This is a genomic window from Diaphorobacter sp. JS3050 (genome assembly GCF_013154915.1).
GTDB classification, from domain to species: domain Bacteria; phylum Pseudomonadota; class Gammaproteobacteria; order Burkholderiales; family Burkholderiaceae_C; genus Diaphorobacter; species Diaphorobacter nitroreducens.
The window spans coordinates 2,143,693-2,165,800 of the sequence record NZ_CP053553.1 but is presented as its reverse complement, the minus strand read 5'-3'; the positions used below and the strand labels follow the sequence as shown (position 1 = coordinate 2,165,800).

The 22,108-nt window shown below is 67.8% G+C and carries 16 protein-coding genes and 1 pseudogene; 10 read left to right on the top strand and 7 right to left on the bottom strand.

What is annotated here, in order from left to right:
* Positions 1–23 precede the first annotated feature (23 nt).
* The gene (locus tag HND92_RS10470; protein ID WP_172206927.1) at positions 24–1,478 is read right to left on the bottom strand and encodes a catalase; all 1,455 of its coding nucleotides are present in this window, start codon (positions 1,476–1,478) and stop codon (positions 24–26) included.
* Between the two features lie 175 nt (positions 1,479–1,653).
* Between HND92_RS10470 and HND92_RS10465 the strand changes: the two genes are divergently transcribed.
* Positions 1,654–2,934 (top strand): NAD(P)/FAD-dependent oxidoreductase, encoded by a 1,281-nt coding sequence (locus HND92_RS10465; protein WP_015913295.1) that lies wholly within the window; start codon positions 1,654–1,656, stop codon positions 2,932–2,934.
* Positions 2,935–3,053: 119 nt separating this feature from the next.
* On the opposite strand, the gene HND92_RS10460 is transcribed toward HND92_RS10465, so the two are convergent.
* Positions 3,054–3,599, bottom strand: coding sequence for a PAS and helix-turn-helix domain-containing protein (locus HND92_RS10460; RefSeq protein WP_011805208.1), 546 nt, complete (start codon positions 3,597–3,599; stop codon positions 3,054–3,056).
* An 82-nt stretch (positions 3,600–3,681) separates the two neighbouring features.
* Between HND92_RS10460 and HND92_RS10455 the strand changes: the two genes are divergently transcribed.
* The 7 genes and pseudogenes from HND92_RS10455 (at position 3,682) to HND92_RS10425 (ending at position 13,041) form a co-directional block, all read left to right on the top strand.
* Positions 3,682–4,389, top strand: coding sequence for a CoA transferase subunit A (locus tag HND92_RS10455; RefSeq protein WP_011805209.1), 708 nt, complete (start codon positions 3,682–3,684; stop codon positions 4,387–4,389).
* A gap of 3 nt (positions 4,390–4,392) precedes the next feature.
* Positions 4,393–5,031, top strand: a complete 639-nt coding sequence (locus tag HND92_RS10450) for a 3-oxoacid CoA-transferase subunit B (RefSeq protein ID WP_011805210.1) — start codon at positions 4,393–4,395, stop codon at positions 5,029–5,031.
* Positions 5,032–5,183: 152 nt separating this feature from the next.
* The gene (locus HND92_RS10445) at positions 5,184–6,497 is read left to right on the top strand and encodes an HD-GYP domain-containing protein (RefSeq protein ID WP_172206926.1); all 1,314 of its coding nucleotides are present in this window, start codon (positions 5,184–5,186) and stop codon (positions 6,495–6,497) included.
* A gap of 134 nt (positions 6,498–6,631) precedes the next feature.
* Positions 6,632–7,632, top strand: a pseudogene (locus HND92_RS10440) (IS1595-like element ISCsp2 family transposase).
* A gap of 75 nt (positions 7,633–7,707) precedes the next feature.
* Positions 7,708–8,475: a translesion DNA synthesis-associated protein ImuA gene (gene imuA / locus HND92_RS10435; protein WP_172206925.1), complete on the top strand. Its 768-nt coding sequence runs from the start codon at positions 7,708–7,710 to the stop codon at positions 8,473–8,475.
* Positions 8,441–9,850 (top strand): DNA polymerase Y family protein, encoded by a 1,410-nt coding sequence (locus HND92_RS10430; RefSeq protein ID WP_172206924.1) that lies wholly within the window; start codon positions 8,441–8,443, stop codon positions 9,848–9,850. The genes imuA and HND92_RS10430 overlap by 35 nt, the downstream gene beginning before the upstream one ends.
* Positions 9,847–13,041: an error-prone DNA polymerase gene (locus HND92_RS10425; RefSeq protein WP_172206923.1), complete on the top strand. Its 3,195-nt coding sequence runs from the start codon at positions 9,847–9,849 to the stop codon at positions 13,039–13,041. The genes HND92_RS10430 and HND92_RS10425 overlap by 4 nt, the downstream gene beginning before the upstream one ends.
* Positions 13,042–13,104: 63 nt before the next feature.
* Here the strand turns inward: HND92_RS10425 and HND92_RS10420 are convergent, their stop codons facing one another.
* From HND92_RS10420 to HND92_RS10405, 4 genes are all read right to left on the bottom strand, one after another.
* The gene (locus tag HND92_RS10420) at positions 13,105–14,358 is read right to left on the bottom strand and encodes an SEL1-like repeat protein (protein ID WP_172206922.1); all 1,254 of its coding nucleotides are present in this window, start codon (positions 14,356–14,358) and stop codon (positions 13,105–13,107) included.
* A gap of 35 nt (positions 14,359–14,393) precedes the next feature.
* Positions 14,394–16,139 carry a DUF4384 domain-containing protein gene (locus HND92_RS10415; protein ID WP_172206921.1) on the bottom strand — a complete coding sequence of 582 codons (1,746 nt, stop codon included), beginning with the start codon at positions 16,137–16,139 and terminating at the stop codon, positions 14,394–14,396.
* A 94-nt stretch (positions 16,140–16,233) separates the two neighbouring features.
* On the bottom strand, positions 16,234–16,653 hold the full coding sequence (locus HND92_RS10410; RefSeq protein WP_172206920.1) for a hypothetical protein: 420 nt from the start codon (positions 16,651–16,653) through the stop codon (positions 16,234–16,236).
* Between the two features lie 66 nt (positions 16,654–16,719).
* The gene (locus tag HND92_RS10405) at positions 16,720–17,262 is read right to left on the bottom strand and encodes a hypothetical protein (protein WP_253940004.1); all 543 of its coding nucleotides are present in this window, start codon (positions 17,260–17,262) and stop codon (positions 16,720–16,722) included.
* 761 nt (positions 17,263–18,023) lie between these two features.
* On the opposite strand from HND92_RS10405, the gene HND92_RS10400 reads away from it, so the two are divergent.
* Both HND92_RS10400 and HND92_RS10395 read left to right on the top strand, forming a co-directional pair.
* Complete coding sequence (locus HND92_RS10400) at positions 18,024–18,737, top strand: response regulator transcription factor (protein ID WP_162844542.1); 714 nt, start codon at positions 18,024–18,026, stop codon at positions 18,735–18,737.
* 123 nt (positions 18,738–18,860) lie between these two features.
* The gene (locus HND92_RS10395; protein ID WP_253940003.1) at positions 18,861–19,634 is read left to right on the top strand and encodes a sensor histidine kinase; all 774 of its coding nucleotides are present in this window, start codon (positions 18,861–18,863) and stop codon (positions 19,632–19,634) included.
* A 92-nt stretch (positions 19,635–19,726) separates the two neighbouring features.
* On the opposite strand, the gene HND92_RS10390 is transcribed toward HND92_RS10395, so the two are convergent.
* Positions 19,727–22,012: an AsmA family protein gene (locus HND92_RS10390; protein ID WP_172206918.1), complete on the bottom strand. Its 2,286-nt coding sequence runs from the start codon at positions 22,010–22,012 to the stop codon at positions 19,727–19,729.
* Positions 22,013–22,108 lie beyond the last annotated feature (96 nt).

Genomic DNA, 22,108 nt, shown 5'->3' with positions numbered 1-22,108 from the left:
CCAGGGCAGGGCGGCGGCGGCGCTTATGACAGCGTGCCGGCGCGCACGGCTTCGAGGGCAGCCTTCACGCCGGCGCCGTAGGCCGGGTCGGCCTGGGTGCAGTGCGCGATGTGGCGGTCAATGATGTGCTGCGACACGCCGTTGATGTTGCGCGCGGTGTTCTCGCACAGCAGGCGCTGCTTCTCCGGCGTCATCAGGCGGAACAGGTCGCCGGGCTGGGTGAAGTAGTCATCGTCGTCCTCGCGGTAGTTCCAGCGGCTGGCGTCGCCGTAGAGCTTTTCTACCGGTTCGGCGAACTCGGGCTGCTCCTGCCACGCACCCTTGGTGTTGGGTTCGTACGCAATGGTGCGGCCGGCGTTGCCGTCCACGCGCATGGCACCGTCGCGGTGGTAAATGTTGACCGGGCAGCGCGCGGCGTTCACCGGGATCTGGTGGTGGTTCACACCCAGGCGGTAGCGCGCGGCGTCGGCGTACGAGAACAGGCGCGACTGCAGCATGCGGTCGGGCGAAGGGCCGATGCCGGGCACCAGGTTGCTGGGCGCGAACGAGGCCTGCTCCACGTCGGCGTAGTAGTTGTCGGGGTTGCGGTTGAGCTCCATCACGCCGACTTCGATCAGCGGGAAGTCCTTCTTGCTCCACACCTTGGTCAGGTCGAAGGGGTGGAAGCGGTAGGTCTGCGCCTCTTCCTCGGTCATGATCTGCACGCACAGCTTCCACTTCGGAAAGTCGCCGCGGTCGATGGCTTGCAGCAGGTCGCGCTGGCTGCTTTCGCGGTCATGGGCGACCACGGCGGCGGCTTCCTGGTCGGACAGGTTCTCGATGCCCTGCTGGCAGACCCAGTGGAACTTCACGTAGTGGCGCTCGCCCGCGTGGTTAATGAGGCTGTAGGTGTGCGAGCCGAAGCCGTGCATGTGGCGGTAGCCGCGCGGAATGCCGCGGTCGCTCATCACGATGGTGATCTGGTGCAGCGCCTCAGGCAGGCCGGTCCAGAAGTCCCAGTTGCTCTCGGCGCTGCGCATGTTGGTGTAGGGGTCGCGCTTGACGGCCTTGTTCAGGTCGGGGAACTTGAGAGGGTCGCGGAAGAAGAAGACCGGCGTGTTGTTGCCCACCAGATCCCAGTTGCCTTCCTCGGTGTACATCTTCACGGCGAAGCCGCGGATGTCACGCTCGGCGTCGGCCGCGCCGCGCTCACCGGCCACGGTGGAAAAGCGCGCGAACAACTCGGTCTGCTTGCCGATCGCCGAGAACACCTTGGCGCGGGTGTAGCGGGTGATGTCGCCCGTCACGGTGAAGGTGCCGAAGGCGCCCGAGCCCTTGGCGTGCATGCGCCGCTCGGGGATCACCTCGCGGTGGAAGTGGGCGAGCTTTTCCAGGTGCCACAGGTCTTGCAGGAGCATGGGGCCGCGCGGGCCGGCGGTCAGGGAATCCTGGTTATTGGCCACGGGTGCGCCGGCGGCGGTAGTGAGGCGATGGGTCATGGGAGAGCTCCTTTCTGGACTGCTACAGGGTTAAATAGATACGAACTATTTGTTTTGAAGAATTATTGTTTTCATCTATTTAAAGGACAAGCCAAAACCCATTGAATTTCCGCAACGCGGCAATAGGCGCAGGCTTGCCTACACTGTAGAGCGGTAACCTGAAAGAAGGTTTGACATGCATTACGACATCGTGATCGTGGGGGGTGGGGCCGGCGGCCTGGAACTGGCTGCGCGCCTGGGCCGCGCGCTGGGGCCGCGCCAAGGGCGTGAGCGGGTGCTGCTGGTGGACCGCTTTGCGTTCCACATCTGGAAGCCCACGCTGCACGAAGTCGCGGCCGGGACGCTGGACGCCCATCAGGAGGGTCTGTCGTACCCCGTGCTCGCACGGCGCAACCATTTCAGCTTCACCATGGGCGAACTGGCCGGGCTGGACGCCGCGCGCAAGACCATCGCCCTGGCCCCTCAGCGCAATGCACATGGCGAGGAGGTGGTGCCCGCGCGCACGCTGAGCTTCACGCGTTTGGTGCTGGCGCTGGGCAGCGGCTCCAACGCCTTTGGCACGCCGGGCATCGAACACGCCTATCTGCTGGAAAACGTGCGCGATGCGCAGCGCTTTCATGCCGACTGGCTGAGCGCCTGCGCGCGGGCATCGTTCACGGACAAGCGCGCCCTGTCCATCGCCATCGTGGGCGCGGGCGCCACGGGCGTGGAGCTGTCCGCCGAGCTGCTGGAAGCCCATGCCGAACTGCTGGAGAGCCTGGGCAGCAGCCAGCGTTTTCGGCTGGACGTGACGCTGGTGGAGGCGGGCGACCGCATTCTGGGCGGCCTGCCCGAGCGCATCTCTGCCCAGGCCGCCGTGGCCCTGCGCCGCAAGCAGGTGCGGGTGATGACGGGCACACGTGTGCTGGAGCTGCGTCCGGGCGTGCTGGTCACCTCGGCCGGAGAGATCGCGGCCGAGATGATGGTCTGGGCCGCGGGCATCAAGGCCGCGGACGCCAACGCCGCGCTGGGCCTGGAAGTGAACCGGCTCAACCAGTTCGTGGTGGACGAGCGGCTGCGCACCTCGGCCCCTGACGTGCTGGCCCTGGGCGACTGCGCGGCCTGCGTGTGGGAGGGCGGGCGCATGGTGCCGGCACGCGCGCAGGCCGCGCACCAGCAGGCCGACTACCTGGCGCGCGTGCTGCTGGCGCTGCTGCGCGAGCGCGAGGTGACGCAGCCCTTCGTCTACCGCGACTTCGGCTCACTCGTGTCGCTGGGCGAGAACAAGGGCGTGGGCAACCTGATGGGCGGCCTGGCGGGGCGCAACTTCTTCGTGGAAGGGCTGATCGCCAAGTGGATGTACATGTCGCTGCACTTGATGCACCACCGCGCCATCCTGGGCCTGGGCAAGACGGCGGTGCTGGCGCTGGCGCGGCTGCTGCAGCAACGCGTGTCGGGGCGGCTCAAACTGCACTGACCGGCGCGACGGCGGCTTCAAAAACCATAGCTGGCAGCGCTTGCTGCGATTGGATTTCAGGCAATAAACGCCTTGAACTGCTTGAATGGCAAGCGCCAACAGCTCACTTTTTTGATGACTTATCCCGCCAACAGCTTCTGCACCAGGTCCGCGGCCGTGGACGCGCCGTACTTGCGCATGAGCCGCGCGCGGTAGATCTCCACCGTGCGGTGGCTGATGTCCAGCGCGCGGCCGATCTCCTTGGAGGTCATGCCGTCCAGCAGCCGCGCGGCCACCTCGCGTTCGCGCGCCGTCAGCTCGGCGCGCACGGGGCGCTGCGCGCTCAGGTCCTCGAAGCTCCAGATACCCGAGGCGTGCGGATCGTTGCGATCCAGCGCGCGACCGGACACGTGGCACCAGAAGGTTTCGCCGTTGGCGCGCTTCATGATGCGGTTGTCGGCATAGTGGCCGCGTGCGTTCAGGATGGGCGCCATGCGTGCGCCCAGCCGCTCATATTCGTCCGGGCTGGGGTAGAGGATCTGGAACGACTGGCCGATGAGCAGTTCGCGCGAGGCGCCGAATATCTCGCACACATGTCGGTTGCAATCCACCATGGTGCGGTTGCGCGAAATCACCAGGCCCACGGGTGCCATCTCGAAGGCCAGGCGGTAGTCGGCAACATTCATAGTGGTGCAAGTCTTTAGGGAAAACTACTTAGAAAACTACGTAGTATCGTAGCGCATCCACCCAGCAAACCAGGAGACTGTAGTGAACAAGCTTTACCCCTCGGCGGCCGAAGCGCTCAAGGGCGTCGTGGCCGATGGCCAGCTGATGGCCGTTGGCGGTTTCGGCCTGTGCGGCATTCCAGAGGCCTTGATCGATGCGCTGCAGGCCAGCGGCGTGAAGGACCTCACGGTGATTTCCAACAACGCGGGCGTTGACGGCTTCGGCCTGGGCAAGCTGCTGGAGACGCGCCAGATCAAGAAGATGATCAGCTCCTACGTGGGCGAGAACAAGGAATTCGAGCGCCAGTACCTCGCGGGCGAGCTGGAGCTGGAGTTCACCCCGCAGGGCACGCTGGCCGAGAAGCTGCGTGCCGGCGGCGCGGGCATCCCGGCCTTCTTCACCAAAACCGGCGTGGGCACCATCGTGGCCGAGGGCAAGGAGCTGCGCGAGTTCGACGGCGAGACCTACGTGATGGAGCGCTCGCTGGTGCCGCAGGTTTCGCTGGTCAAGGCGCAGCGGGCCGACAAGTCGGGCAATCTGCAGTTCCGCCTGACGGCACGCAACTTCAACCCGGCCGCCGCCATGGCGGGCAAGCTGTGCATCGTCGAGGTGGAGGAGGTGGTGGAGACCGGCGCCCTGGACCCCGACCAGATCCACCTGCCCGGCATCTACGTGCACCGCATCGTGCACAACCCGAACCCCGAGAAGCGCATCGAGAAGCGCACCATCACCGAGAAAGCAGGAGCCTGAACCATGCCGTGGACCCAAGACCAGATGGCGGCCCGCGCCGCGCAAGAACTCGAAGACGGCTTCTACGTCAACTTAGGGATAGGCATTCCCACGCTGGTGGCCAACTTCACCGGCGATAAAGAGGTGTGGCTGCAGTCGGAGAACGGCATGCTGGGCATCGGTGCCTTTCCCACCGAGGACAAGGTGGATGCCGACCTCATCAACGCCGGCAAGCAGACCGTCACCACCATCCCCGGTTCGTCCATCTTCAGTTCGGACCAGTCGTTCGCGATGATCCGCGGCGGCAAGATCAACCTGTCCATCCTGGGCGCCATGCAGGTCAGCGAGAAGGGCGACCTGGCCAACTGGATGATCCCCGGCAAGATGGTCAAGGGCATGGGCGGCGCCATGGACCTGGTGGCCGGTGTCAAGCGCGTGATCGTGCTCATGGAGCATGTGGCGCGCAAGAAGGACGGCACCACCGACCTGAAGATCCTGCCGGCCTGCACGCTGCCGCTGACGGGCGTGGGCGTAGTGGACCGCATCATCACCGACCTGGGCGTGATGGACGTCACCCCCGAAGGCCTGAAACTGGTGGAGTTGGCGCCGGGTGTGAGCTTCGAGGACATCCAGTCCAAGACCGGCGTGCCGCTGCTGCGCTGAGGGCAGGCACCCGCCAGGCCGCTATGCGCATGCACGGCGGGGGCGCGGGGCCAAAACTACGGGCCGGGTGGGATCACCCGGCTTTTTTGTCTTTTTGCGCAAGGCAAAGCGCCGTATAGTGCGCGTGACATTTTTTAACATTTCGTCTGCGCATGAACGCACCCGACCTCAGCCCCGCAGCTTTTGCCGACGGAGACAGCCATTACCTGCGCGCCATCACCGACATGGCCGATCGCCGCACCGTGGTCACGCAGGAAGCGCTCTACAACGATCGGGGCATTAAGCTGGTGGACAAGGGCGCGCGCGTGGACAGCCGGCTCTACGACCGCTTGGTCAAGCACAAGCTGCGCGGCAGCATCGACGAGCATCTGGCCATGGACGACATGGTCAACGTGCAGTCCATCGTGCAACTGGCCGCGTCGCAGTGCGAGCACGACACGCTGGCCTATCTGCTGGTGCACACGCTGGAGGGCATGACCGCCGAGAAGCTGCTCGCGCCCGTGCGCGCCTTGCTGCTGCCGCCGTCGCTGGCCTTCAAGCTCACCGTCATGCGCGAGCAGCATCCGGTGCTGTTCGAGCACAGCGTGCGCATGATGCTGGCGGCCGTGTACCTGGGCATCAAGAGCGGCTGGAGCGACCGCGAATGCGTGCCTCTGGCGACGGCGGCGCTGCTGCACGACATCGGCGTGCTGCACATGGACCCCGTCTGGCACGACCCGGCCAACAAGATGACGGCCGTCGGGCGCCAGCAGCTCATGGCGCACCCCATCACGGCCATGTTGATCATCCGGGGGCAGAACATGTTTCCGCGCTTGGTGGAGCAGGCCGTGCTGGAACACCATGAATGCATGGATGGCAGCGGCTATCCGCGCGGCCTGCAGGGGGACCAGATCTCGCTCATGGGGCAGATCCTGATGGTGGCCGAGGTGGTGGCCGCCTTCTTTGAAAAATACGCCAACGAGGCCGCGGCCCAGCGCCTGTCGCTCACGCTGCGCCTGAACCACCGCAAGTTCCCCGCAGCGCTCATCGCCTGTCTGCTGCCCGTGCTGCAGATCCGCGCCGTGCAGACCGATGTGCAGGTCACGCCGGCAGATGTGGAGCGGCTCATTGAACAGCTGTCCACGGCCTTTGGCGACTGGGACACCCGCCGCGCCGGGCTGTCGCCAGAGGCTGCGGAATCCGAGGCCTGCGCCTTCGTGGAGCAGCGGCTTTCCGCGCTGCAAAAAACCCTGTTCGAGGCCGGCTCCCATCCCCAGCAGCAGGCCGAGGCCCTGCAATACCTGCAGGGCGATGAACAAGGCTTGGCCGAACTGGCTCTGCTGGGGCGGGAAGCCCTGTGGCAACTGCAGGGCATCGTGGATGCCACCCACAGCCGCTGGCTCACGCTGGAGCACAGCCCGCAGGCGGGCGACCAGGCGGTCGTGCAGTGGCGCGATGCCTGCGCGGTGCGCTTGGCGCAGCGCTGAAATTCGCTCCCTGACGCACCGCCGGATCAGACGCTAGGCCCTGACGCCGGCCGGGTTGGAGCCGCCAACCGCCGATGATTACTGTATATTTGAAAGGGGTATCTATTTAGCTCCAGTGACGTGAGAATAGCTGGATGGAAACCCAGATGCTAACGCCAACTCCTGGAGGGGACTACCCCCGCACCTGGAACGAATTTCTTGACTGGTTTGCCACCGAAGAGGCTTGCCAGGCGTTCCTGGAGAAGCTTCGGTGGCCCCAAGGCTTCGTCTGCCCGCGTTGCGGCAACGCTGGCGATGTGTACCGCGCCAGCCGCACCCGCCTGATGTGCCGCTCATGCCAGTACCAAGGCACAGTGACATCTGGAACCATCTTTGACAAGACGCGCACACCGCTGCGTGTCTGGCTGGCTGCAGCTTGGTACCTGACCAATCAGAAACAAGGCGTGAGCGCCCTGGGGCTGCAGCGCGTATTGGGTTTGGGGAGCTACCAGACCGCCTGGACCATGCTGCACCGGTTTCGACGTGCCATGGTCCGCCCGGGCCGGGACAAGCTCAAGGGCTTGTGGAGGTGGATGAAACGTACCTGTCCATCACGGATCGCAAGAATCCCGCCACCCCTGCAGGGCGCAAGAGCAGCACCACCAAAGTGTTGATGGTCATGGCGGTGGAGATCGTGGAGCCCAAGGGGTTTGGGCGCATCCGGTTACGCCGCATTGACCGAGACGCCGCCACCCACGTAATCCCCTTTGTGCAGGAGGTGGTCGAGCCTGGAGCCCAGGTACGCACGGATGGTTCGGCGGCATACCGCGCTCTGGGAGAACTGGGTTACACCCACCAGCGCACCGTCATGCTCGGCTCAGGCGTACCTGCCCATGTCTCCATGGCGGGAGTGCACCGGGTCGCCTCACTGGTACAGCGCTGGGTGCTGGGAACACATCATGGCTCTGTACAGCCAGACCACCTGGACGCCTATCTCGATGAATTCGTGTTCCGTTTCAACCGGCGCACATCCAGCTCACGCGGGATGCTGTTTTACCGCTTGCTGCAGCAAGCGGTGGTTACGCCGCCAGTGACGTATGGGGATGTCGTGAGCAAGAACACCGGGGAGAGCCAATCGGATACCATTGCTGGATGAAATCACAGTATCAATGGGGCTGCTGGAGCTAAATAGATACCCCTTATATTTGAACAGTATTCATCGGCGGTTTGCATGGCGGCTTTTCTTTCCTCTTCCCTGAACGCGCTGCCCGGCGTCTGGCAGGGCGATGCCTGGGCGCACGCGCCGCAACCGGCGCTGGCCACGGGCCATGCGCCGCTGGATGCGCAACTGCCCGGTGGGGGGTGGCCGCTGGGGTGCATGAGCGAGTTGCTGCTGCCTCCCCAGGCCCATCCCGAGTGGGCCCTGGTGATGCCGGCCCTGGCCGCGCACCTGGCGCAAGGCCCAGGACACGCGGTACTGGTCACGCCGCCGCTGGAGCCCTTCCTGCCGGCGCTGCAACCCCTGGGGCTTGCCGCCGACCGGCTGTGCTGCATTCACCCGTCCAGCCCGCGTGCGGACATGGCCGCGGCATGGGCTTGCGAGCAGGCGCTGCGTTGCCGCGACGTGCGCGCCGTGCTGGCCTGGCTGCCGCAGGTGCCTGCCGCCGTGCTGCGGCGGCTGCAGCTGGCGGCCGCGCAGCACCGCCAGCTGCTGTGGGTGATGCGCCCCGAGCGCTCGCGCGCGCAGGCATCGCCCGCGCCGCTGCGCCTGTGGCTGCAACCGCAGGGCGAGGAGCTGCACGTCCATGTCGTCAAGCGGCGCGGCCCGCCGCTGGCGCAGCCCGTGGCACTGCCCGCACGCACGCCGGTACTGGCCGCGGCGCTGCAGGCACAGGCCCAATGGCGCCGCCAGGTGCAGGCGGCCGCCTGGGGCATGGGGGGCCGCACACCGCAGGAGGTGGAGGATGCATTGGCTTGCCTGGCACTTGCCACCCATTGAGGCCACGACCGGGCCCGCCACCGGGTCCGTGATCGGCCTGCCGCCTGCCGCGCAGGGCTGGTGGGCGCTGCGCTTCACGCCGCGCGTGGCCCTTGTGGACGAAGCGCTGCTGCTGGAGGTGAGCGGTACCGAACGCCTGTGGGGCGGGCGCGCCGCTCTGCAAAGCCTGCTGCGTGACCACGCGCCCCCCGGGCCCGAAACCCTGGAGGGCGGGTCTCTCTGGGCCAGTGCGCCCACGGCGCTGCAAGCCCTGGCCCTGCTGCGCCTGCAGCGCCAGGGCCGGCCCGTGCCGCGGCGGCTGCCGCACGATCTGCCGGTTGCCACCCTCTCGGCGCTGCGCCCGCATGCCCAGGCGCTGCAGCAGCTGGGCTGCCGCACCTGGGGCGCCGTGCGTGCGCTGCCGCGCGCCGGGGTGGCGCGGCGCTTCGGCGCCGAACCCCTGGCGGCGCTGGACCGTGCCTGGGGCGACGCACCGCATGGCCTGGACTGGATCACGCTGCCCGAGCAGTTCGCGCTGGAGCTGGAACTGCCCGCGCTGGCCGAATCGGCCCCCGCGCTGCTGTGGGCCGGCCAGCGCCTGCTGGATGCACTGCAGGGCTGGCTGCGCGCGCGCCACCAGGGCGTGCAGGCGCTGGAGCTGGCCTGGCGCCATGACCTGCGCCGCATCGACGGCGTGGACCTGGCCCCCTGGCAGAGCCTCACGCTGCGCACGGCCGAGCCGCTGCAGGGCATGGCGCACCTGCGCCGCCTGCTGGCCGAGCGCCTGGCGCACCAGCGCCTGGCCGCGCCCGTGAGCCGGCTGGCGCTGCGCAGCCTGCAAACCGCGCCCATGCCACAGGCCAGCGCGGACCTGCTGCCGCCCCAGCCAGGCGACGCGGGGGCGGGGCAGGGCGAGCCCTGGCACCAGTTCGTCGAGCGCCTCTCGGCCCGCCTGGGCGCGGACAGCCTGCGGGTGCCGCGGTCCCAGGCAGACCACCGTCCCGAATGCATGCAACAGTGGCAACCGGCCTTGGCGGCCCGCGCCGCGCCGCCGGCGCCCGCACAGAACTGCACCCTCGCGCCCTTGCTTCCGCCCTGGCTCGTGCGGCCTGCGCGGCCGCTGGCCCTGCGCGGCAGCCGGCCTTGCCTGCACGGCCAGCCGCTGCGCTTGCTGGACGGGCCGCAGCGCGTGGAAACCGGCTGGTGGGAGGCCGCAGCGGACCTGAACGACGACGAGAGCGATGTGCAAGGCAATGCACACAATGGCGCGCAGGACGGTGGCTCGGCCCTGGTGCGGCGCGACTATTTCGTTGCCCACAACCCGGCGGCGGGCACCGTCTGGATCTTCCGCGACCGGGCGACGGGCGGCTGGTTCTTGCAGGGGGTGTACGGATGATGCTGCCCGCCTACGCGGAGCTGCACGCGTTGAGCAACTTCAGCTTTCAGCGCGGCGCCTCGCATCCACAGGAACTGGTGCAGCGCGCGCACGAACTGGGCTACAGCGCCCTGGCGCTGACCGACGAATGCTCCGTCGCCGGCGTGGTGCGCGCCCATGGCGCGGCGCAGGCGCTGGGCCTGCCGCTCATCGTGGGCAGCGAGTTTTGCTGGGGCGACGTGCGCATCGTGGCGCTGGCGCGCGACGTGCAGGGCTGGGGTGACCTGTGCGAGTTCATCACCGCCGCGCGCCAGCGTGCCGGCAAGGGCGGCTACCGCGTGGATACCCAGTCGCCCTGGGCGCTGCTGCAGGGCTGCGAGGTGCTGCTGGCGCCGCGGCGCGAGGCGTTTGTGGATGCTTCTGATTTAGTAGCTGTCAGCGCTTGTCTAGAAAGCGTTAGAGGCCTATTTGGCTCTAACTGCTGGCTGGCGGTAGAGCTGCACACCGCGCCGGACGACGGCCTATGGCTGCGCACGCTCACGCAGGCCGGCGCGCAGCTGGGCCTGCCGTTGGTGGCCGCGGGTGACGTGCACATGCACTCGCGCGCGGCCAAGCCGCTGCAGGACGTACTGACCGCCGTGCGCCTGGGCCGCAGCGTGGCCGCGTGCGGCTTCGCGCTGCAGCCGCATGCCGAAAAGCGCCTGCGCCCGCGCAGCCGGCTGGCGGGCCTGTACCCGCCCGCGCTGCTGGAGGCCACGCTGCAGGTGGCGGCGCGCTGCACCTTCAGCCTGAACGAGATCAAGTACCGCTACCCGCTGGAGACCGTGCAGCCCGGCATGACGGCAAGCCAGACGCTGGCCTGCCTCACATGGGAGGGCGCGCGTGTCCGTTACCCCGATGGCGTGCCAGAAGCAGTGGCGGCGCAGGTCGAGAAGGAGCTGGCGCTGATCGCCGAGTGCGGGTACGAGATGTACTTCCTCACGGTGCACGACATCGTGCGCTATGCGCGCAGCCAGGGCATTCTGTGCCAGGGGCGGGGCTCGGCGGCCAACTCGGCGGTGTGTTATTGCCTGGGCATCACGGCGGTGGACCCGCAGAAGACGCGCCTGCTGTTCGAGCGTTTCATCAGCCGCGAACGCAGCGAGCCGCCCGACATCGACGTGGACTTCGAGCACGACCGGCGCGAGACCGTCATCCAGTACATCTACGACAAGTACGGGCGCGAGCGCTCCGCGATCACCGCGGTGGTCATCAGCTACCGCACGCGCAGCGCCCTGCGCGACGTGGGCAAGGCCCTGGGCGTGGCGCCGGCGTTGGTGGATGCGTTCGCCAAGGAGCACCACTGGTTCGACGACGTGCTGGCCACGGAGCACCTGCTGGCGCTGGCCGAGCGCCTGGGCGAGCCGCTGGGCGCGCACACGGCCGCGCTGTGGCTGCAACTGGCGCGCCAGCTGCGTGGCTTTCCGCGCCACCTGAGCCAGCACGTGGGCGGCTTCGTGCTCACCGAGGGCAAGCTCACGCGCCTGGTGCCCGTGGAGCCGGCCGCCATGGACGGGCGCTCCATCATCCAGTGGGACAAGGACGATCTGGACGCCATGGGCCTCTTGAAGGTGGACGTGCTGGCGCTGGGCATGCTCAGCGCGCTGCGCCGCTGCCTGGAAATGCGTGCCGCGCTGCGGGGCGAGTCATGGGACCTGGCCGACATCCCGCCCGAAGACCCGGCCACCTACGACATGGTCTGCCGCGCTGACACCGTGGGCGTGTTCCAGATCGAGAGCCGCGCGCAGATGAGCATGCTGCCGCGCCTGCTGCCGCGCGAGTTCTACGACCTGGTGGTGCAGGTGGCGATCGTGCGGCCCGGGCCCATCCAGGGCGGCATGGTGCACCCCTACCTGCAGGCGCGCGAGCGCCGGCGCCAGTGGCAGCGCAGGCAGCGCACGAAGCGCGAGGAGCCGTTCCCCATTGAATACCCGAGGCTCGGCAACGCCCTGCGGCGCACGCTGGGCGTGCCCATCTTCCAGGAACAGGTGATGCAGATCGCCATCGACGGCGCGGGCTTCAGCGCGGGCCAGGCCGACGAGCTGCGCCGCTCCATGGCCGCCTGGCGGCGCAAGGGCGAGGTGCACCGCTTCGAGAAGCCCTTCAAGGACGGTCTGTTGGCGAACGGCTACCCGCCGGAATTTGCCGACCGGCTGTTCCAGCAGATCCTGGGCTTTGGCGAATACGGCTTTCCCGAAAGCCATGCCTACAGCTTTGCGCTGCTGGCCTACGCCAGCAGCTGGCTCAAGCGGCACGAGCCTGCGTGCTTCCTGGCCGCGCTGCTCAATGCGCAGCCGCTGGGCTTTTACACACCGGCGCAACTGGTGCAGGACGCGCGCCGCCATGGCGTGCGCGTGCTGCCCATCGACGTGGCGACGAGCGACGTGGACTGCACGCTGGAGGAGCCCCTGGCACCCGTTGCCGGCGTGTCCTTGGCGCAGCCGGCCGTGCGCCTGGGCCTGCGGCTGGTGGCGGGGCTGGGCGCGGCGGCCGCCGAGCGGCTGGTGCAGGCGCGCGGCAGCGGCCCCTTCACCAGCACCGAAGACCTGGCCCTGCGCGCGCGGCTGGACCGGCAGGATCTGCAGGCCCTGGCCGCGGCTGATGCGCTGCGCGCGCTGGCGGGCCACCGGCGCCAGCAGATGTGGGACGCCGCGGCCCAGCTGCGCGCTCCGCCGCTGCTACAGGACGCGCCCGTGCATGAGGCCGCCCCGCAGTTGCCCGCCGCACCAGAGGGCGAAGACATCTTGTGGGACTATGCCGCCACGGGCCTGACGCTGCGGCGCCACCCCCTGGCGCTGCTGCGCGAGAAGCTGCAGCGCTGGCGGCTGGCCACGGCGCAGCAGTTGCAATCGGCGCCCCATGGGCGGCGCGTGCGTGCCTGCGGCATCGTCACCGTGCGCCAGCGGCCGGGCTCGGCCAACGGCACGATGTTCGTCACGCTGGAGGACGAGACCGGCTCGGTCAATGTGATCGTGTGGCCCGCGCGGCTGGAGCGCTGGCGCAGCGCGCTGCTGCGCTCGCGCCTGCTGGCGGTGGAGGGCGTGTGGCAGTGTGCCCGCGCACCGGGCGCGGACACGGCCGTGCGCCACCTGGTGGGCGAGCGGTTCAAGGACCTCACGCCGCTGCTGGGCCGCCTGGCGCAGGCGCTGGACGGCAGTCGCGACTTCCATTGAGTTTCAAGAGAAATAAGGCTCTGGCGCTTATTTGACAAGCGCTGGCAGCTATCAAAACGATAGTCATCGTGGCCCCACGGGCCGGCCCGAGCGCCATTCCTGTGGAATCAGCGCATACAGCGGCGTGGGGTCGCGCACGAACAGCTGCGGTGTGGGCGGCGGCTGCAGGGTGAGCACCGAACCCTCGGGCGACAGCTCCATGGTGGAGAGCTGGCGCATCCAGGCCACATCGATCGTGCCGTCGGGCGCGGGGCGCGAGTAGATCAGCTCCAGCATGCGCTTGGCGGGTCGGCTGCCGCTGGCGGCGGCGATCTGGTACAGGCGGATGGCTTCGGTGTAATTGGACGGCACGCCGTCGCCGCGGTGGTAGCGGCGCGCCTGCGCCAGCCATTCGTCGGCCGTGTGCGGGGCGGGCTGTGCGCTGATGGTCTGCTCCATGCGGCTGGCCAGCAGCCGGGCATTGGAGGCTGCCGCGGGCGAGCGCGGCGCCGCCGCGCGGAACTGTGCCAGCGCATCGGGCAGGCGCGCCGCGGCGATCTGGCGCAGGCCCAGTTCGTTGAGCGCCTGGGCACTGCCGGCCTGGGCGGCGCGCTGCAGCAGGGCTGCGTGTCCGTTCTCCTGCGGGGGGGCATCCGGCGCGCGCGGTGCGGCGGCGGAAGGCGGCAGCGGGGCCAGGCGCTCCTGCGCCCACCATTCCAGCAGCAGCGCCAGCGGCGCGTCCACCGCACGCAACTGGGCGATCCACGGGCGCGCGGCCGCAGGTTGCGGCGGGCCCACGCAGCCATCGATCTCGCACCAGGCCAGGCCGGCGCTGGCGTGGGGCTCACCCAGCACGCGGGCGCGCTCGAACCAGTACCGCGCCTGCGTGCGGTCCAGGGGCACGCGCTCGCCGTGCAGGTACAGCAGGCCCAGGACCCAGGCGCTGCGCGCGGCGGCCTTTTCCGCTGCGCTGCCCTTGCGCGCTGGCGCCAGGGCCGTGGCGCGCAACCGGCGCAACTGCGCCAGGGTGGCCTCGTCCTCGGGCTGGGGCAGGCGCAACGGTTCGGCCTGGGGTTGGCCGGAGGGCTGGATGCGCGGCACGCTGGAGGAGCCGGATGGCTCGATCAGCGGGGCCGCGGGCTGCACCGCCGGCGGCGTGAAGTCGCCGCCGCCCTGGCTGGGCTGGATGGCGGGCTGCGGCAGCGCTTCGATGCGCGCTTGGGCCGGAGCCAGCAGCGTGCACGCCAGGAGCAGCACGGCCGGCAGGGCCAGCCGTCTGCCGCCGGGCGGCAGGGCGGCACCGGCCCGGGGCGCGAAAGGGCGGAGCAGGGGCGTCATGGCGGCGTCCTGGCGAAGTGGGGCGGGCCGCGCCCTCAGCGCTTGGCGGGCTGCGGGGCGGCAGGTGCGGCCGCCACGGGCTGGGTTTTCTTGGGCTGGGTCTTCCAGTACACCTCGGACTTCACGTAGCCACTGGTGCCCACGCCCTGCTGGAAGGCCTTGTCGATGTCCTCGATGGTGCGGTAGCCGGGAATGTTGACCAGCCCTGCGCCTTGCAGTGGCGCGGGCAGCCGGGGCAGCACGTCGGTTTCGGCGGCAAAGCAGGCCACGCGCTCGGTGCCAGGGCGGCTCGCGTCCATGATGAAGGCGGGGTTGGGCACCAGCCAGTCGGGCAGTCGCAGCGCCTGGTTCGCCGCCACCAGCGAATGCGGCGTGACCTGGTTGGGCGTGAGTCGCATGACGTTGCCCGAGGGGTCGGCAAAGTAGCAGTACATGTGTGAGGTGCGCGACACGGTGGCCGACACGAACACCTGCTCGCCGACTTCGAAAGTGGGCTCCATGCCCGGAGGCAGCGCATTCTCGATCTGCATGTCGATGCGCCGTGGCGGGGGCGTGGTGGAGGTGAGCACGAGGCCCGAGGTGCGCACCGGCGTGGAATCCCCTTTGTTCTCGGCCATGCTGCCGGTGGGGCCCGACGGGCCCCAGCCCACGCGTTGCAGGGAGCCATCGGGTGCCAACGTCACGAAGTGGCGCATCGCGCGCTCGTAGGTGGAGAAGTCCAGCACGCCGGTGGGCGCCAGCAGGCTGTCGATCTGGAACTGCGTGAGCGCGGTGCGCAGCGCGGGCGAATCCAGCGCCAGCAGGTCGGTGCCCGCCTGCAGGTAGCCCTGGGCGATCAGCGAGTTCTGCACCAGCGTGGCCTGGCCTACGCCGCCGCTTTCGTCGAACCAGTCGCGCATCTGGCGCTGAAAATCGGGATGCGTTTGTTCCAGCGTCAGGCACTGCCAGTAGGGCACGCGTGCCCATTTGCCCACCAGCTCGATGGTGGCCAGGTCGATCAGCGTGCGCATGGCGCCGCCGGCGCCCAGCGCGTAGTCGCGCCCCACGTTGAAGTTGACGCCGTAGCTGCCGATGCGCCCGGCCACGTCCAGGCCCTGGCTGCCGCTGCCGATGACCACCTCATTGGCCGAGTCCAGTCCGGGAATCAGCGTGCGCGTGCGAAAGTCCCCCAGGTGCATCTCCAGCCCGATCACGGTGGCCGAGCGGTTGCGGCTGTAGCCTGTGTCCAGCCGGCTGGCGGATGTACCGGCATCAAAGCGGTTGGTAACCACGTTCTGGTCCACGAACGCAATCGCGCCCGACACGTACAGCGCGGGGCGCTGCAGCTGCATCAGGTTGTTGTTGAGCAAGATGGTGGTGAGGTTCTGCACCGTGTCCTGGCGCACGATGTCCACCTCATAGTCCACGTAGCGGAAGGCGTTGGACAGCCGCGACATCTGCGACAGAGAGGTGATGATCATGTCCTTGGCAGCAACGGGCACGCGGCTGGAATAGTCGATGACCTGCTTGCTGGTGATGAGCGTGGTGGGCACCTGCGCGGCGCGCAGCATGTGGTCCATGCACATCAGCGAATCCGAGAAGCTGGAGACCGAGCGCGTCGGGCGCACGACGGGGCGGTCCGTCGTATAAGCCGCCTGCTGCAGCGATGCGTCCTTGCGGGGGTCCAGCGGCGTTGTGCAGGCGCTGAGCAGTAGAGCGCCCGCCAGCATCAGCCAGGCAGCGCCACGGCGTGGGGCGCCGTTGCGGCCGGGACCGCGGGGAAGTGTGGTTGCGGTGTTCATGGCAAAGCCCTCTCGTCTTCGCGTTATCCAACCCTCTGGCGCGGCCGAGCAGGCGCGCGGCGCATGCCCGGCCGCGCCCGCACGCTGTTGGCCCTCACCAGCAGATATTGACCAGATCCCCTCGCAGCACCACCACCTGGTCGGTGCCGGGCTTGCCGGTGCCGCCCGAGGCCGCGGTGCCGAAATTGCTGCCCACGGATTGCGAGCACACGACCTTGGAGCCTTGCGTGTTCACCGCGTTGACGACGTCCTTTTCGGTCACGATGCCCGTGGTATCGCCAGAGAACGCCTTGGCCACGTAACGAGTCAGGCGCGCCTGCTGCCAGGCGGGCAGGCCGGTGTCGTGGTTGATGTAGCCGGAGCGCGGCGCAGAAGGCAACGGCTGCATCTGCACATTGACCTTCTTGTCCAGCACCACCGGGTCTTCTCCCGGCGCGGCCCAGGCGGGTGCCGCGGCGCAGAAGGCCAGGGCTGCCGTGGCGGGCGCCAGGAAGCGTGTTGCGCGACTGAGCATGGCGAATCTCCTCAAGCAACCTGCACAAAAAGCGCCAGGCCTTCAGTAGGCCCGGCGCTCGCGGATTCACCAGTTGGGGCGATAGCAGTTGCCGCCGGGGCAGGGATCCTCGGCGCAAGCGTCATTGGAGGAGATGTTCTGCACCGCGAACGAGTGCGAGCCCTTGGCCTGGTTGACTGCGCTGCCACCGATGAAATTGGCCGTCTGGGTAGAAGCTGCCGCTACCACCACATGCCCGTAGTTGGAGGCGACGTTCTGGGTGGCGTGTGCATCGCTGCCGTCAGCCAGGTTGCTCAGCACGGCACCCAGGCTGTTCACCGTCTGGTTGGACGCAGCGCGGATTTCCACCTTGCCGTTGTTGCTGGCGAGGTTCTGGCGGGCAAGGGCGTCGTCACCCTTGGCTTCGTTGGTCACGGCACCCAGGCCCAAATTGGCGGTCTGTGTAGACGAGCCCCCAGCAAATACCTGCACGGGGCCGGCGTTGGAGGCAATGTTTTGCAATGCCTCGTTGTGTGCGCCGGACGTATTGGAGATGGCGGTGCCGACCGAGTTGGTCATTTGCACGGACGGCCCATTCAGGGTGATGGTGCTGGGCGGTTGCACTGCCATGGCAGCAGTCGCGACGGCACTCAACGCAAAAAATGCAAGAACTTTCATGACTTTCTCTCCTATAACGTGTCAAAAAGACCGCGCCCTCCGGTGGCTTGGGTTATGACCGGTGTCACGGCTGCATCGACAAGAAGAAAGACCGCGCCCGACCCGAGGAGGAATGCCGGAGGCCGCCCGTCTTTTTGTCTGGCTCCAGTTTCCGCAGGGGGGCCTCCGGCTTCCATCTCCCATCGCGGGTAGCCGAAGAAGGGGGCGCTCTGACAGCACTGCAAATGCATGCGTCAGAGAGGAAAGAGGGCCAAGAGAGGCGCTGAAAAGGACCGGCGCAGGGGTGTTTCTCAGGTAGTGTCATTCGGTAACAACCGAATCTCTGCGGATGGGATGTGTTTATTGCCAGTGAAGGCCGGACCGGGCGGGACTGCAAAAAACGGCTGGCACGCCCTGCATATTCTTTGGCAGGGAAAATTTCCCATTAATGTGTTTGAGCGAGGTTTATCCCTTATCTGCGTTAGTTTCAAAATGTGAGTCAGGTAACTCACGAAGAAATTACGAATATCTCCGGATGTTTCGGTGTAATTTGTTTTCCTGTGAGGAAAGCACCCAAGGCGTTGGGATGATCTTTCCGTGGTTACGGTGTGCAAACGCTGAGGGGCCGCCAACAGGCGCCCCCGTCTGGAGACTTCTTTATGCTGCCCGTCAACGATCCTCCTGGTGCAATGGCCGCTCCGCGGGGGACGTCTGTCACCCCAGGCCAATTCGCCATGCACCAGAATCCGCCCTCCATCTGGCCGGACTTTCTGGCGGGACAGCTGGAAAAGCCTGTGCGCGTTTTGTTGGTGGATGACGATGCGCACATGCGGCGCGTCATCGCGCAAGAGCTGATGAGCGACCAGCGTACGCTGCTGGTGGCGCAGGCCACCAGCGTGCGCGAGGGCCGCAAGGCCATCAAGCAGCATGAGTTCGATGTGATGCTCGTGGACCTGAACCTCGGCGATGGCGAGGGCTTCATGTTGATCGACTACATGAAGTCGGTGCGCCCCACGGCCGAGGCCATCGTCATCTCCATCATGCAGAACGATGAGCAGGTGCTGCACGCCTTTGAACTGGGTGCCACGGGCTATCTCGTCAAGAACTCATGGTTCGGCAGCTATCCCCAGGCGGTACTGCAGGTAGCCAACGGCGGTGCTTCCATCACCCCCAACCTTGCGCGCCGCCTGCTGCAGCGGTTTGACCCGAGCGGCGCCGCCGCCCCTCACGCCCAGCGGCGCGTGGAGCAGGAAACCGAGCGCCTGTCCCAGCGCGAGAAAGAAGTGCTGCGCATGGTGGCCAGCGGTTACACCAGCGCCGAGATCGGCAACCGGCTGTTCATCAGCAGCCTGACCGTGAACACGCACATCAAGAACATCTACCGCAAGCTGCAGGTGCGCACGCGGGCGCAGGCCGTGCGCTTCGCGTCACTGCGCGGGCTGTTCTGAAAGAAGAGCCGCCTGGGCGCACAAACGTCCGTCGCACCTGCCGCAGGGATGAGGGAGATTTCCATGTTTCGCACCCGTCCGCCGGCCTTTGCAATCGCCTGCGTTGCTGTCTGGTTGCTTGCCATGTCCGTCGAGACCCTGCTGCTGGTCTCTGCGGAGCAACTGAGTCTGCAGGCGCAGTTGCGCTGGAAGCTGCTGGGCCTGGGGGCCCTGGTAGTGCTGGGCATCTTGCTGATCGTGCAGTTGCCGCGCGCACTGCAGTGGCGCCCACGGCGCAGCATCCGGCCCAGCCCTGATGTGAAGCGCGAGCGCGAACGCATTGCACGCAACCTGCACGACCAGGTGGGGTCCCAGCTCGTCAACGCCATCGCCCTGGTGGACGAGCGGGACCCCGAACACGGGACGTTGATGCAGTCGCTGGAGTTGTGCCTGCTGGACCTGCGCCTGTTGGTGGATTCGATGGACGGCGAGGACGATTCCCTGGCGGACCGGCTCGCGCGGCTGCGCCACCGCATCCAGCCTGCGCTGGACCGGCGCGGCATCGCGCTGCACTGGGAGATTGCGCCACACGATGAACTGGCCCTGCCAGGAGGCAAGGTGGCGCGGGAGATAGCCGCCATCGTCCAGGAAGCCGTGAGCAATGTGCTGCAGCATGCGGACGCCACGGCGCTCGTGATCCGCCTGCACTCCGTGCAAACGCTGCAGGGCAGGGCATGGCAGTTGCAGGTGGCAGACAACGGCGCAGGGCTGCCGAGCGGCGAGCCCGCGTGCCACAGTCTGGGACGCGGCATTGACAGCATGCGCTCGCGTGCGGCGGCGGTGGCGGGCTGGCTGGAGCTGCTGCCGCAAGAAGGCCGTGGTCTGTGTGTGCAACTCACGGTTCCGGCCGTGCAGTGAACACGACCAGTGCGTGCCACCCAGGCCGCACACCAAGAAAACTATTAAAACAATAGCTGCTAGCGCTTTATTGGAGCGCCTTGCAGGCTGCTTTAACGTTGAGCGCGCGAGGCGGGCTTGGCCGGCGCAGATGCCGGTGCCGCGCCGGCCTTGGCCAAAAGTGCAGCGCAGTGCGCGTCGTCCTCGGCGGCGGGCACGGTAATCGGCAGCAGTGCCAGCGCCGCGGGCGCCGTAAGGGCGGCGGCCACCGCCGCCCCCGCGCGCAGCAGCAGCGGCCCGGGTTCTACCCCCACCTGCGGATCAGCGAAGGTGCCGCGCACATACAACGGCGTGCGCAGTGAGAAGAATTTCCACTTCAGCGAATCGGGCGTGATGCGCAGGTTGAGCAGTTCGTCGCCGAGGTCCACCGTGCCCTTGGCTTCGACGATGGCCTCCTCGGTGTTGAGCTTGACGGTGCGCGTGCTGGCCACGCCACCTTGTACGTCCAGGTTGGCCACGGCGCAGCGCAGCTTGACCTCCTTGTCGTCGCCGAACAGTTTGGAGACGATGACGCTTCCCAGGTTGAGCGCCGCCAGATCCAGCAATTCCTTGCTCAGCGTGCCGTCGCGGATGTACAGCCGCACTTCGCCCCCGCTGGTGGCCAGCATGCGCGCCACCGACTGCCCCTGGCCGGTCAGCGCCAGAGCGCCGTCCAGCCGCCCCAGGCTCTTTTGCATGCGCTCCACCTTGGGAAAGAGGGCCGACAGCTGCAGGCCCTGGACCGAGCCCTGCAACTGCACCTGCAGCGGATCGGTGCGGCTGTCCAGCAGCACGTTGGAGTCGATGCGGCCGTGGGCCACGCCAAAGCGCAGCGGTGTCAGGCGCAGCTGGCGGTCTTCCAGCACCGCGCGCACGCTCAGGTTGTCCAGTGGCAGGCTGTCGGGGCGCACCACCTTCTGCCCGGCAAATGCCAGGTCCAGGTCCATGGCGCCCCAGCGGTCGGTGGCGAAGCGGGCATCGGGCAGCACCTTGCCGGGGCGGCGCGAGGTGCCTTTCTCCTGCGCGCGCACGCCGCTGGGCGCGCCCAGGACCGGGCCCAGGTCGGCCAGGCGCAGTTGTTTGGACGTCATATGGCCCTGCAGCTTGGGACGGGGCTCGCCGCCTGTGTAGGTCAGGCTGCCGTGCAGGTCGCTGCTGCCAACGGTGCCGTTGAAGTCGCGGTATTCCCACACCGCTTTGGCCGGTGCCAGGTTGCCGAGCAGGCGCCCCTCGACCTGGAACGGCGGCGTGTTGGGCAGCACCAGGCCGGTCAGTTCATACAGGTCCGCCATGCTGGGCGCCTTCACGAACACCTGCAGATCCATGCCCGAAAGCTTGGCGGGATTGTTGAGCACGCCTTCCACCCGCGTCTGCACGCTGCCCGAGCGCGCGGAAAAGCGCAGCGGATAGCGCGCGGCCTGCTGGCGCAGCGACAGCACCGGTCCTGCCAGTCCTTCTCCGGTGATGCGCGCCTTGCGGTAGGTGCCCTGCAGCGCGATCTTCATGCCGTACTTGCCTTCGGCCTGCGGTGCACCAGTGGGCAGGGTGTCGATGCGGGCACGCAGCGCCAAATCCTTCAGGCCGTCGGCATAGCCCAGCCAGCCGCCACGCACGACGAGCTGGTTCACGCGCAGATCCCAAGGATTGTCCTCAGCCGTACTCTGTGGGGCACGGGAGCGCGTGAAAGTCCAGTTGTTGCGCCCGTCCTGCCGGCGCGCAAGCACGATGTCGGGTGACGTCAGCACGACCGTGTCCAGCAGCAGCGTGCGGGACAGCAGCGGTAGCAGGCGCAATGTGGCGCTGGCGCTGGCGATGGTGCCCATGCCCGTGGGCGGGCGTGCCGGAGCATTCGCTTGGGTACCCCCCACCTCCGGCGCGACGGCCCGGGCGGCGTCGGCCGCCGCCGAACCCACGGACGCAGGCGCTGCTGCCGCCGTGGGCGCGTCGGCATCACCTGCGGGTGCGGCTGGCTCGGGGCGCGGGGGAAGGGCGGGCAGTTGGTCCGTGCCTTTGCCCGGTGCTTCCGGCACCTCAAAGCCCTCCGGATTGCTCAGGGAGAGCTGCTGGGCACGCACGGTCACACCGGGTACCCAACGGCGCCAGCCTTCTTCCAGCGGTTGGGGCCAGTGCCACTCAGCCGACAGATCGCCATCAATGGAGAAGGTGCGCCCCGTGGCCTCGCTCACCTTGTCGTTCACCCAGGGTTTGGCGCGGTTCCAGTCCCAATTCACCAGCACCACGATGAACAGCGCCAGGCCCGCCACCACTGCGCCTAACGTGCCCAGCGTCCAGCGCAGCACGCGCTGGCGCGTGGAACGGCGGGGGAGGGAGGCGGCGGTGGGCGTGTTCTCAGGGGGCATGGCAAAGGCGCCGCAAGCTGGCCAAACGGGTGTGCCTTGCCTCAGGGCGCGGAGTGGTGTTTGAAGCCATGCTAGTGCGAACATCCTCGCGCTGGG

Excerpts from the sequence above, each read along its gene's own strand:
- HND92_RS10470 (WP_172206927.1), bottom strand. The coding sequence starts at position 1,478 with ATGACCCATCGCCTCACTACCGCCGCCGGCGCACCCGTGGCCAATAAC.
- HND92_RS10465 (WP_015913295.1), top strand. The coding sequence starts at position 1,654 with ATGCATTACGACATCGTGATCGTGGGGGGTGGGGCCGGCGGCCTGGAA.
- HND92_RS10460 (WP_011805208.1), bottom strand. The coding sequence starts at position 3,599 with ATGAATGTTGCCGACTACCGCCTGGCCTTCGAGATGGCACCCGTGGGC.
- HND92_RS10450 (WP_011805210.1), top strand. The coding sequence starts at position 4,393 with ATGCCGTGGACCCAAGACCAGATGGCGGCCCGCGCCGCGCAAGAACTC.
- HND92_RS10445 (WP_172206926.1), top strand. The coding sequence starts at position 5,184 with ATGAACGCACCCGACCTCAGCCCCGCAGCTTTTGCCGACGGAGACAGC.
- imuA (WP_172206925.1), top strand. The coding sequence starts at position 7,708 with ATGGCGGCTTTTCTTTCCTCTTCCCTGAACGCGCTGCCCGGCGTCTGG.
- HND92_RS10430 (WP_172206924.1), top strand. The coding sequence starts at position 8,441 with ATGCATTGGCTTGCCTGGCACTTGCCACCCATTGAGGCCACGACCGGG.
- HND92_RS10425 (WP_172206923.1), top strand. The coding sequence starts at position 9,847 with ATGATGCTGCCCGCCTACGCGGAGCTGCACGCGTTGAGCAACTTCAGC.
- HND92_RS10420 (WP_172206922.1), bottom strand. The coding sequence starts at position 14,358 with ATGACGCCCCTGCTCCGCCCTTTCGCGCCCCGGGCCGGTGCCGCCCTG.
- HND92_RS10415 (WP_172206921.1), bottom strand. The coding sequence starts at position 16,139 with ATGAACACCGCAACCACACTTCCCCGCGGTCCCGGCCGCAACGGCGCC.
- HND92_RS10410 (WP_172206920.1), bottom strand. The coding sequence starts at position 16,653 with ATGCTCAGTCGCGCAACACGCTTCCTGGCGCCCGCCACGGCAGCCCTG.
- HND92_RS10405 (WP_253940004.1), bottom strand. The coding sequence starts at position 17,262 with ATGGCAGTGCAACCGCCCAGCACCATCACCCTGAATGGGCCGTCCGTG.
- HND92_RS10400 (WP_162844542.1), top strand. The coding sequence starts at position 18,024 with ATGCACCAGAATCCGCCCTCCATCTGGCCGGACTTTCTGGCGGGACAG.
- HND92_RS10395 (WP_253940003.1), top strand. The coding sequence starts at position 18,861 with ATGTCCGTCGAGACCCTGCTGCTGGTCTCTGCGGAGCAACTGAGTCTG.
- HND92_RS10390 (WP_172206918.1), bottom strand. The coding sequence starts at position 22,012 with ATGCCCCCTGAGAACACGCCCACCGCCGCCTCCCTCCCCCGCCGTTCC.